This is a genomic window from Bacteroides salyersiae (assembly GCF_031172035.1).
GTDB classification, from domain to species: Bacteria; Bacteroidota; Bacteroidia; order Bacteroidales; family Bacteroidaceae; genus Bacteroides; species Bacteroides salyersiae.
In genome coordinates, this window is sequence record NZ_CP133452.1 from 737,784 (window position 1) to 749,793 (window position 12,010).

General features: G+C 42.8%; 7 protein-coding genes. 5 read left to right on the plus strand and 2 right to left on the minus strand.

Going from position 1 to position 12,010, the window contains the following annotated elements; translation table 11 throughout:
• Positions 1-177 precede the first annotated feature (177 nt).
• Both RB604_RS02980 and RB604_RS02985 read right to left on the minus strand, forming a co-directional pair.
• Entirely contained in the window at positions 178-480 is a 303-nt protein-coding gene (locus tag RB604_RS02980) for a helix-turn-helix domain-containing protein (RefSeq protein WP_005928638.1), read from the minus strand.
• Positions 464-799, minus strand: coding sequence for a type II toxin-antitoxin system RelE/ParE family toxin (locus tag RB604_RS02985; RefSeq protein WP_025819230.1), 336 nt, complete (start codon positions 797-799; stop codon positions 464-466). Before RB604_RS02985 ends, RB604_RS02980 begins: the two co-directional genes overlap by 17 nt.
• A 654-nt stretch (positions 800-1,453) precedes the next feature.
• On the opposite strand from RB604_RS02985, the gene RB604_RS02990 reads away from it, so the two are divergent.
• From RB604_RS02990 to RB604_RS03010, 5 genes are all read left to right on the plus strand, one after another.
• Positions 1,454-4,462, plus strand: a complete 3,009-nt coding sequence (locus RB604_RS02990) for a tetratricopeptide repeat protein (RefSeq protein WP_005928632.1) — start codon at positions 1,454-1,456, stop codon at positions 4,460-4,462.
• A gap of 6 nt (positions 4,463-4,468) precedes the next feature.
• Positions 4,469-6,187, plus strand: a complete 1,719-nt coding sequence (locus tag RB604_RS02995) for a TonB-dependent receptor (RefSeq protein ID WP_055293767.1) — start codon at positions 4,469-4,471, stop codon at positions 6,185-6,187.
• Positions 6,188-6,413: 226 nt separating this feature from the next.
• Positions 6,414-7,277: a hypothetical protein gene (locus RB604_RS03000; RefSeq protein ID WP_007479783.1), complete on the plus strand. Its 864-nt coding sequence runs from the start codon at positions 6,414-6,416 to the stop codon at positions 7,275-7,277.
• A gap of 227 nt (positions 7,278-7,504) precedes the next feature.
• On the plus strand, positions 7,505-9,850 hold the full coding sequence (gene topA / locus RB604_RS03005; protein WP_025819229.1) for a type I DNA topoisomerase: 2,346 nt from the start codon (positions 7,505-7,507) through the stop codon (positions 9,848-9,850).
• Positions 9,851-9,977: 127 nt separating this feature from the next.
• Positions 9,978-11,921 carry an LruC domain-containing protein gene (locus RB604_RS03010; protein ID WP_055293769.1) on the plus strand — a complete coding sequence of 648 codons (1,944 nt, stop codon included), beginning with the start codon at positions 9,978-9,980 and terminating at the stop codon, positions 11,919-11,921.
• Positions 11,922-12,010 lie beyond the last annotated feature (89 nt).

Below are 12,010 nucleotides of genomic sequence, written 5' to 3' on the forward strand. Positions count from 1 at the left end.
CAATGCAAAATTACCGGTTTCGGAAGTCGAAAAAGCCTCTCTCCAACCCTCTCCATAGGAGAGGGAGCCAAGTAAGTTCTGTAACTAATTAACAAACAAGAGTATCTATACCCCCTCTCCCACGGAGAGAGTTGGGGAGAGACTTCTATTGCAACAGTTTAGTATTCCGGCCCTTGCCTACATGATCGGTTTTACAATTTCAATTTTAAGCCCAAGCGCATCAATAATACGAAAAAACAAACCAACCCCCGGTTCTATAACTCCCTTTTCTATTCTTGATATATAAGTTTTATTAGTTCCTACTTTTTCAGCCAATTCGGATTGTGTCATTTTTTCTTGTTTCCGCGCGTTACTGATTATCTGCCCCACACAGTAAGAGTATGCTTCTTTGCGAAACTCCTCTCTTTCAGGTGAGCCAACCTTACCGTACAATTTATCTAATACGGCATCCATGCTTCCAATCTTAGGGTTTGCTTGCATAATATTCATTTTTAAGTTTTAATGCTTTTTCTATCTCACTATCCGGCGTTTTCTGCGTCTTTTTCTGAAATCCATTGAATAGCATTACTATATTCCCATCATCAAAGATGAAGAAAGCCCGATAAATATTTCCATTATGGCTTGCTCTCAACTCGTAAACACCATCACGAATTAGCTTAACGAAATTCTTGTTAAGCCGTTCTTGTGTTTTAAGCATATCGAGCACATAAGAGATTTTTTTCTTTGCGCCATTTTCTAATGACATAAAGAAGTCTATGAAATAATTCTCATAGTATAATATTTCTCTTTCTTTTCTCATGGTGCAAATATAGATAAAGTTTACATATATAACAACTTCATTCGGCTTTTTCTTCGATTTCAGCCACAACTTACTTTGATTCTTTATTATTGTACCGGCTTTACAGAAGTTTCCCTTCTCCAAATAAAGAAAAATGAGAAATTTATCCTTCATCTTAAACTTCTTCCCACAGTTGAGGTGTTTCTAAGATAAAGTATAATCCTAAATGAGAAGCGCTAATATCCACCTATTCCTTTATCTGCATTAACCTTATTAACCTTCTGATTTAACATTCCAATCTTTGTGATGCAAAAGTATACACTTAAGCACTACAAACCTCTATACTCTTACATAGTAAAAGCATAGACTTTTCATCCAGATAAATACAGACTCTTGCACTCTTAGAATTAGAAGCAATAAATCACTATAAACCAAAACATTACAATCCAAACACTCGTTTAATTTTTCTAAGTAACTTTTTCATTCCAAGATCTCTACTTCGGTTTTAAGCAACTATATGCTTATCCGATCGGATTACAGAAACAACTCCCTCACAAAGATATTTTGTCAGATAACAAAAACATTTTCTTCCCGTTGACGTTAAAACCTGTAAAACTAAAGAGTTGTTTGCTGTAAAGTCTACAAAAACAAGTACTTTTGCCAAAACACTAAATTATGAAAAGAGAAATTTCACGATTTATATGTGCCCTGATATGTTGTGCACCTATCATTACTTCGGCACAAACCAGCGAAAAGATCACTTCGCCTGCCAATTTATATAAGGAAGGAAGATACCTGTTCGAACAGAAAAATTATGCAGCGGCAACTGCCTCCCTGAAAGCTTTTGTGAAACAGGAACCTGCTACCCGATTTCGCGAAGAAGCAGAGTATATGCTTGTATGTTCGGCCTACGAACTGAAAGATAAAAACAGTATTACCCTGCTTCGAGACTATCTCGAACAGCATCCGGACACTCCTTATGCCAACCGGATTTATGCACTGTTAGGGGCCTGCTATTTCTACGAAGGGAAATACGACGAAGCGTTGGCACTTCTCAACTCTTCCCGGCTCGACCAACTGAGTAACACCGAACGCGATGATATGACCTACCTCCTGGCTACCTGTTATTTGAAAACAGGAAACTTGAAAGAGGCAGCTATCTGGTTTGAGACACTGAGAGCCAGCAGCGAAAAATATGAAAAAGATTGTGCTTACTACATCTCATACATCCGTTATACTCAAAAACGTTACGACGAGGCCCTTGCGGGATTTCTGCCTTTGCAAGACGACCCGAAATACAAAGCATTGGTACCTTATTACATAGCCGAGATTTACATCGTCAAGAAAAACTACGACAAAGCGGAAATAGTAGCGCAAAATTACCTGTCGGCTTATCCGCAAAACGAACATGCCGCCGAAATGTACCGTATTTTGGGAGACGCTTCTTATCATTTCCGTAAATATCAGGAAGCCATCAAAGCATTCGAAAGCTATCTTGAAAGCGATGCTTCTCCCCGCCGGGACGCTCTCTACATGTTGGGACTCTCCTATTTTCAGATAGGCGTATACTCCAAGGCCGCCGAAACATTGGGAGAAGTAACCACCGTTAATGATGCCCTGACGCAAAATGCTTATCTGCATATGGGACTTGCCTATCTGCAACTGGCCGAGAAGAATAAAGCCCGCATGGCTTTCGAGCAGGCAGCCGCCTCCAATGCCGATATGAAGATCAAAGAACAGGCAGCCTACAATTACGCGCTGTGTATCCATGAGACGTCCTACTCCGCTTTCGGAGAGTCGGTCACCGTATTCGAGAAGTTCTTAAACGAGTTCCCGAATTCTGCCTATGCCGACATGGTAAGCAACTATCTGGTGGAGGTCTATCTAAACACCCGCAGTTACGATGCAGCTTTAAAATCGATTGACCGTATCACACATCCGGGTGCACGCATTCTGGAAGCCAAACAAAGAATCCTGTTCCAACTGGGTACGCAGGCTTTTGCCAATGCTTCTTTTGAACAGGCCATCGGGTATTTCGACCGATCTATCGCCATCGGCCAATATAACCGACAGATAAAGGCGGATGCCCTTTACTGGCGTGGCGAATCTTACTACCGGCTGAACCGGATGCAGGAAGCCACCCGCAACTTCAACGAATACCTGCAACTGACGCGCCAGACAAACAACGAAATGTATGCACTGGCACACTATAACCTGGGCTATACTGCTTTCCACCAGAAAGACTACGCACAAGCACGAAACTGGTTCCTTAAATACATACAACTGGAAAAAGGCGAAAACAGAACGGCCTTGGCGGATGCTTACAACCGCATCGGCGACTGCTTCCTGAACGAACGCAGTTTTGATGAAGCAAAGCAATATTATGCTCAGGCAGAAAACATGGGGACACCTTCGGGAGACTATTCGTTCTATCAGCTTGCCCTTGTTTCGGGATTACAGAAAGATTATTCAGGAAAAATAACCTTGTTGAACCGCTTGGTCGGGAAGTACCCTTCATCCCCTTATGCAGTCAGCGCCCTTTATGAAAAAGGACGTTCATACGTACTGATGGACAATAACAGTCAAGCCATCTCCTCTTTCAAAGATCTGTTAAGCAAATACCCCGAAAGTCCGGTCGGAAGAAAAGCCGCCGCCGAAATCGGATTGCTGTACTATCAGGACGGGAACTACGACCAAGCCATCGAGGCTTATAAACAGGTGATCAATAAATATCCGGGAAGTGAAGAGGCCCGCCTGGCCATGCTCGACCTCAAATCCATCTATGTAGACATGAACCGTATCGACGAATTCGCAGCGTTGGCGGCTGCCATGCCCGGCAATATCCGCTTCGATGCGAGCGAACAGGATTCACTGACTTACATTGCTGCCGAGAAGATTTATGGACGTGGCCGCATCGAAGAAGCCAAGAGCAGTTTCAATAAATACCTGCAAACATTCCCTGAAGGGGCTTTCGGTCTGAATGCCCATTATTATCTCTGTCTCATCGGCAAAGAACAGAAAAACTACGATATGATTCTGCTTCATTCGGGCAAGTTACTGGAATATCCGGATAATCCGTTCTCAGAAGAGGCATTGGTGATGCGTGCAGAGGTACAATTCAACATGCAACAGTTTGCCGATGCATTGGCTTCGTATAAAATGCTGAAAGAAAAGGCAACCACAGCCGACCGCCGCCTATTGGCCGAAACAGGAATGCTGCGCTGTGCCTATCTCATCAAAGATGATACGGAAACCATTCATGCAGCAACCGATCTGCTGGCCGAAGCCAAACTGACTCCGGAATTGGGCAACGAGGCTCTCTACTATCGTGCCAAGGCATATATGAATCAGAAGGCAGATAAAAAGGCACTGGCCGACTTACAAGCACTCGCCAAAGATACCCGAAACCTTTACGGTGCGGAAGCTAAATACCTGGTAGCCCAGCAATATTACATCTCCGGAGAATACGAAGCAGCCGAGAAAGAACTACTCGATTATATCGAACGGAGCACCCCACATGCTTATTGGCTGGCACGGAGTTTCGTCCTGTTGTCGGATGTATACGTAGCCATGGATAAAAAACTGGATGCACGCCAATACTTGTTGAGCTTGCAACAGAATTACCATGCCAATGACGATATCGAAAGTATGATTGAAAGCAGACTGGAAAAACTTAATAAGTAACGAAGTATGAAACGTAATCAATATATCTTCTTGGGAATGGTCTTTATTGCCATCCCTTCATTAGTACAGGCACAAACCCAGCCAAAAGATACTACCCTAAACCGCACGGTAGTGGTGGAGCAGGAATACAATCCCATTATCATGGATGCCGCTAAGGTGAATGTTCTGCCGAAAGTAGAAGAGCCCGTAGTTAATAAAAAAGAGGTGGAATATGCTGTCAGTTCCACACCGGCTTCGAATATCCCGGCAGGAACCATGCAGGCCTATACGGGAAAAGAGACACAAGCCACGAGTCATCCGGGATATGTACGCTTAGGATACGGTAATTACAATAATCTGGACGCTTATGCCAATTACCTTTTCCGCCTTTCCGACCGGGATAAGTTGAATGTGAATTTCAACATGGCGGGAATGAAAGGAACATTGGACATGCCTTCTTACCGCACTTCAAAGCCAGATGAATGGGATGCATTTTACTACCGTACACGAGCAGGCATCGATTACCTGCACCAGTTCAACCGAATGAATCTGAACATAGCCGGACACTTCGGACTGAGCAACTTCAACTATCGCCCGTATTCCATCTTCAATAAACAGAAGTTTACTTCCGGTGATATGCACGTCGGATTAAAGTCGACCGACGAAACATTACCGCTTCAATTTCAGGCAGAAACGAATCTGTTGTTGTACAACCGACAACAAGGCTTCCCGGCGATAAATAAATTAGGAGTCACCGAAACCCAAGTTCGTACCAAAGGAAATGTAACGGGAATGATCAACGAAGAACAATTGATTAGTATCGCTGTAGAAATGGATAACCTCCTTTATGATCCGCGACAAATGGGAAGCTGCTACAAAGAAACGTTATTCCACAACCGTACCACGGTAAACTTAAACCCATATTATGAACTGAATGACGACAGTTGGCGACTTCATATCGGAGCTAACGTAGACCTGTCTTTCAAAAACGGCAAAAGTTTTTATGTCTCTCCCGATATTGATCTTGCCTACATTTTCTCAGACAGCTATGTACTTTATGCCCGAGCAACCGGAGGACGATTGCTGAACGATTTCCGTCGTCTGGAGCAGATAAACCCATACGCTTGTTTCTCACACCCCATTACAGACACGTATGAACAGGTCAATGCCCGTATCGGTTTCAAAGCCAGTCCGGTGAACGGACTTTGGTTTGACTTATTTGGTGGATACCAGAATCTGAAAAACGACCTGTACCCATACATGAGTGACATAACCGGTGGCCAGGGAGGCGTATTTACAGATTACGGGCAAACGGACAGTTACAATTTCCATGCCGGAGCACAAATCAGTTATGCTTATAAGGATTTGTTCTCTTTCGCTGCCGATGCTACTTATTATCATTGGGATGCCGACGATCCTAACGTCGATTCGGAAACAGTCAATTATAACGACGCCCTATTAATGAAACCTCAGTTTAAACTCGGATTGCAGATAGAAGCGCGCCCTATCCATGCACTGTCATTGAACATCAGCTATCAATATATCTCCCGGACGGAACCCTATTTCTTTACCGGAGCCAAACTGCCGGCTGTCAGTAACCTTGGACTAAAGGCGACTTATAACCTGTTCAAAGGCGTTTCCATCTACGCCAAAGCAGACAATTTACTGAATAAGGAGTATCAGTACTACCTGGATTATCCGACCCAAGGCATCAATTTCGTAGGCGGACTGAGTTTCCAATTCTAAACAGAATCACTTTCTCATTAATATAGGTACGATAAAACACTCTCTGCACTTCAAAAGCAAAGGGTGTTTTATTATGTACCATTCCCATATTCTGTTTCTTCGAAAAGGAAATTCCCTACAAAGCGCCTGTCAACAGAATCAAAAAACAGACTAACTATTTGCTATTCAGAATATTTTAGTTATTTTTGTACATAAAACTCACAAAAACAAAGGAGGGTAAAAGCATATGATACAAAAAGCCGATATATCGTGTCTTTCAATCCGTTTAGGCATGTTTCTCCTGCTGATTTCGGTTTCGCTGTCGCTCTCTGCCCAGGAAGATAGTACACACATGATCAACGACAGCATACATACCTCCTCCCGAACCTCATTTAAGCTTCTTCCACCCGATCCGTTTATGGAGAGAGCCACTTATCCTTTGTATCCGTCCGATGCGTATCCATACAAACCTATGAATCATCCACCTGAAATCTCACTGAAAAAGGAAATCTATCTGCCCTATTATACCAATCCCTCCCCGATCTTTCGGGGAGACTATCAAACAGACGGCATCATAAAACAATTCCGCCACGGAGCTTTCTTCGGTTCCGGAACACAGACAAGTCTACCGGGAATCGGACGCTTCAACAACGCTTCTCTCGGTTACCAACATGTTTTAAATCCCAAACTGGCATTACAACTGAGCGTCAATGCTATGAAAATAAATATGAGCCACATCAGTGGACAAGCATTCAGTACCTCGGGAGCCTTGCTCTATCATCCTTCGGATCAAGTTACCCTCAAGTTCTTCGGCTCGTATGATATTGGAAACTCCTATGGGATGAGCACCCACCGATACGGCGCCACCATGTCCGTCGACATGTCCGACCGATTCAGTATGGAAGTAGGGGCACAGCGCTATTATAATGCTATGAGAGGGCGTTGGGAAACAGTGCCGATCGTGATTCCTTACTACCGCTTTGAGAAATTCAAACTTGGATTGGACGTAGGCGGATTGATATACGAAATTCTCCGTGAAGCAGTTTTTGACAAACAAAACAGCAGCGGTCCCACCCTCGCACCGCCACGCTTTTCGATACCGATACGATAAAGCTGTATTGCACTCTATTCCGGGATTTGTCCATTACTAAAAAATCTCGTCTCCTCGCTTCCCTGACTCCTAAAAAAAGTCTTTTTTTGCAAAAAAGGAACAGATTCTCTCTATATTATAAGGTAAGGAAAATGTTTTTTTCTACTTTTGTCGGCGAATTTCAGAATAAATGGGAGTTGAAACTTAGAAAAGCACCACTCTCGGCATTCTTAATTAAAGTAAAAGTTATGCAGAAAAACCTTGTTATTGTCGAGTCTCCAGCAAAAGCAAAAACCATTGAAAAATTTCTGGGGAAAGATTTCAAAGTACTCTCCAGCTATGGTCATATCAGAGACTTGAAGAAGAAAGAGTTCAGTATCGATATCGATAAAAACTTCAAGCCCAATTATGAAATACCGGCAGACAAGAAAGAGTTGGTAACAAAACTACAGGCAGAAGCCCAGAAAGCAGACGTTGTATGGTTAGCATCCGATGAGGACCGCGAAGGAGAAGCCATCGCCTGGCATCTTTATGAGGTATTGAAACTAAAACCGGAACAGACCCGGAGAATCGTCTTTCATGAAATCACCAAGAATGCCATATTAAAAGCCATCGAGAATCCACGCGAAATCGATATCAACCTGGTCAATGCACAACAGGCACGACGCATCCTCGACCGTATCGTCGGTTTCGAACTTTCTCCAGTATTGTGGAAGAAAGTCAAACCGGCTCTTTCCGCCGGACGTGTTCAATCAGTAGCCGTACGGCTAATTGTAGAACGGGAACGGGAAATACAGGCATTCAAGAGCGAAGCGTCTTATCGCGTTATCGCCATATTCCTCGTACCGGACACTGACGGTAAACTGACAGAAATGAAAGCGGAACTGGCTCATCGCCTTAAGACAAAAGAAGAAGCCAAAGCATTTTTGGAAAGTTGCAAAGATGCTATATTCACAATCGAAGATATTACCAAACGCCCGATAAAGAAAAGCCCGGCCGCACCATTCACAACCTCGACTCTGCAACAGGAAGCGGCCCGCAAATTGGGGTATACAGTGGCACAAACCATGATGTTGGCACAAAAATTATACGAAGCCGGATTAATCACTTATATGCGTACCGATTCGGTCAACTTGTCGGAATATGCAACTGAAGGTAGCAAACAGGCTATCATCAACATGATGGGAGAACAATACGTGCATCCGCGCCACTTTACCACCAAAACCAAAGGTGCACAAGAAGCGCATGAGGCCATCCGTCCTACCTATATGGAAAACTCCACCGTAGAAGCACCCTCACAGGAAAAAAGATTGTACGACCTGATCTGGAAACGTACCATCGCTTCACAAATGGCAGAAGCCGAACTGGAAAAGACAACTGCAACCATCGGTATCAGTACCAATGATGATGTGTTTACAGCAACCGGAGAAGTTATTACTTTCGACGGTTTCCTTCGCGTCTATAAAGAATCGTATGACGATGAAAACGAACAGGAAGACGAAAGCCATCTGCTTCCTCCATTGAAAAAAGGACAGGTGCTCGAGCACAATGATATTGTCGCTACCGAACGTTTCACCCAACGTCCGCCGCGTTACACAGAAGCCAGTCTCGTACGCAAACTTGAAGAATTAGGTATCGGCCGTCCTTCCACATATGCTCCTACTATCTCTACTATCCAGCAACGCGAGTATGTAGAGAAAGGAGACAAAGCAGGTGAGGAACGCTCTTTCAATATACTGACACTAAAAGGCCAAAATATAAGTGATGCCATACATACCGAAATAGTAGGAGCAGAAAAATCAAAATTACTGCCTACCGATATCGGAACGGTAGTGAATGACTTCCTGAACGAATATTTCTCAAATATTCTGGACTACAACTTTACGGCTAATATCGAAAAAGAGTTTGACGAGGTAGCAGACGGAGAGAAGCAATGGACAGCAATCATGAAACACTTCTATAAAGGATTCCATCCTTCGGTAGAGTCGACATTAGCTACTAAAACAGAACATAAAGTAGGTGAACGTATTCTGGGTGAAGAACCGGGAACCGGGAAGGTAGTATCGGTCAAAATCGGACGCTTTGGACCTGTCGTACAAGTCGGCAGTACGGATTCGGAAGAAAAGCCCCGTTTTGCACGTTTGGAGAAGGGCCTGTCAATGGAAACGATCACTCTTCAGGAAGCATTGGACTTGTTTAAACTTCCGCGTGTCGTTGGCGAATACGAGGATAAAGAAGTAAGCATAGGTACAGGACGCTTTGGACCGTACGTACGCCATGACGGTAAATACATATCTCTGCCTAAGACACTCGATCCGATGGCCATTACGCTTGAAGAAGCCATCGAACTTATCACAGAGAAGAGAGCCACAGAGGCCAAACGCCACATCAAGCAATTCGCCGAAGAACCGGAACTGGAAATACTGAACGGAAGATACGGACCATATATCTCTTATAAAGGAAGTAACTATAAAATCCCTAAAGATGTGGTTCCCGCAGATTTGAATCTGAAAACTTGTTTGGAGATTATCAAGCTGCAAAGCGAAAAAGCAACGTCCACTCCTAAAAAGGGACGGACAGCAAAAAAGAAATAACATAATAAGATTTTTTCTAAGAGACATTCTCATTTTGTAGAATGTCTCTTATTTTTTACTCATTTTCAGTGTTTTATATCTATTTCTTATTATCTTTGCAGCAGCAAACAAATCAAATAACATATATATGAAAAAAATTACGACCCGACTCCTCTGCGCCAGTAGTATATTACTGTTCGGTTTATCATCTTGCGTAAAAGATGTAGATTTATCACAAGCTCCCGAGAAGCCTGTAAAAGGCGATTATTTCGATTTTCAAACTACGCTTAATTGTCCGATAGACATAGATTTAGGCTTGCAGGACTATACTGTATCGATAGAAATTTACAGCGAAAACCCTTTTGAAGAAAACGATGGGATCAGTACAAAGAAAGATATTGAGCCGATCTATCGCGGTATAACAGATGCCAAAGGCATACTGAAAGGAGAAACGACCCTGCCAGCCTATATCAAGAAAGCCTATATCTACTCACCGTATGTAGGTGTACCTTTCATAGAGACAGAGGTTACTGCAAGCAGGATTTCTGCTGGCATAGAAGACCCCAAAAACAGAAGCGGAAACACCAGAGCCACGACATACACCTATCCTTCCGATATGCTGGTATTAGGAAATTGGAACGAATCCGGTTACCCCAGCTATTTACTATCGGAGCGTTTCATCTTCCCGGAAAACGAACTATACAACATTACCAAAGCTACTACATCTCCATACAAAGAAGAAATGCAAAGTTATTTTCCACAATATTTCACACCGGGAGTAGAAACAGGCATTCCCATTATAAAGGAAACAAAGGTGAACTTGGCTATGATAGGAAAATATGCACCTTCAGTAAGTAATACGATTCTCTATTATACCTACCCCACCGGACAGCTACCAAGTTCTGTCAACGACATACAAAAAATTATTGCTTTCCCTGTATCGGCAGGTATCTCTTGTGGAAGTACGATACAACTACATTATTGGAATAAGGAAACCAATCAATTCGAAGATAAATTTCCAGCAGGAGTTACTATTGGTTGGGGAGTCTCTTCGAGTGCTTTTATCAAAGGAAATATCGGCCACTCCAGTGGAAATCATAACTATTACTCCGTCAATGCACTCAATACCAAAAACGGCGATGAAAACAATCAGCACACAATCGCTATTTTTGATAAGGCCAACAGCTCGGTTACCATAGGGATAGAAGACAGACCATTGGAAAGCCAGCGACCTAACTATACCGACGTTATTATGTATTGTCATGCAGATGTGGAAGGAGCTATTGATGGGAGCAACATGGCTGAATTGGAAAAGCCAGAAGATCCGGGTCCTTCCGAAGAGGATAACTATACAACCTATTTCGGATTGCTCGCTTTTGAAGATCTATGGCCAGATCAAGGAGACTATGACTTGAACGACGTAGTGGTATACTATCAATCAAGAGTATATAAGAATATGCAAAACCGGATTACCTCTACTATAGACGAATTCACTCCCTATTGGGATGGCGCCGGATACAATAATTTTAACGGATTCGGATACCGCCTATCAGTTACTCCCGATAAAGTAACTGCCGTAAATATTGCTTATGAGAACTATACATTCACAGCAAGCCCCCTGTTCCAGTTTGACAATAAAGGTTTGGAGGAAAGAGCAGATAATGACAATGCCATTATTATTGTTGCAGACAACATGAAGCAAGCTGTAAAACAAAAAGGTAAGTTTACCGTCACTACAACTTTCGGAACTCCACAGATCGAATCAGCAGCCATGCTCCCCCCTTATAATCCGTTTATCATTATCAATGCCTTGAATGAAAGAGGTAAAGAACTGCATCTTCCCAATTATGTACCCACTAAACGGGCAGACAGCAGCCATTTTGGAAAAGGAAATGATCTGACCGATGAGAGCCAACAAATGTATTATATCTCTAAAGACAACATGCCTTATGCCATACATTTGCCTAACATCAAAGACTTCGACTGCTCAAATGAAGGCATACGAATTGACGAGATTTATCCGAATTTCACAAATTGGGTAAAAAGTAATGGTAATGAAAACACTGACTGGTACTTACACAAGAAAGAATAATCAGAAACATCATTCATCCCTGTCAAAAAAGTCTTTCTAACTTCACTTAAAACACTAACTGGAATAAAAACAATATACGGGAACTCTTC

Coding starts and splice junctions, on each gene's coding strand:
- RB604_RS02980 (WP_005928638.1), bottom strand. CDS start 480: ATGCAAGCAAACCCTAAGATTGGAAGCATGGATGCCGTATTAGATAAA.
- RB604_RS02985 (WP_025819230.1), bottom strand. CDS start 799: ATGAGAAAAGAAAGAGAAATATTATACTATGAGAATTATTTCATAGAC.
- RB604_RS02990 (WP_005928632.1), top strand. CDS start 1,454: ATGAAAAGAGAAATTTCACGATTTATATGTGCCCTGATATGTTGTGCA.
- RB604_RS02995 (WP_055293767.1), top strand. CDS start 4,469: ATGAAACGTAATCAATATATCTTCTTGGGAATGGTCTTTATTGCCATC.
- RB604_RS03000 (WP_007479783.1), top strand. CDS start 6,414: ATGATACAAAAAGCCGATATATCGTGTCTTTCAATCCGTTTAGGCATG.
- topA (WP_025819229.1), top strand. CDS start 7,505: ATGCAGAAAAACCTTGTTATTGTCGAGTCTCCAGCAAAAGCAAAAACC.
- RB604_RS03010 (WP_055293769.1), top strand. CDS start 9,978: ATGAAAAAAATTACGACCCGACTCCTCTGCGCCAGTAGTATATTACTG.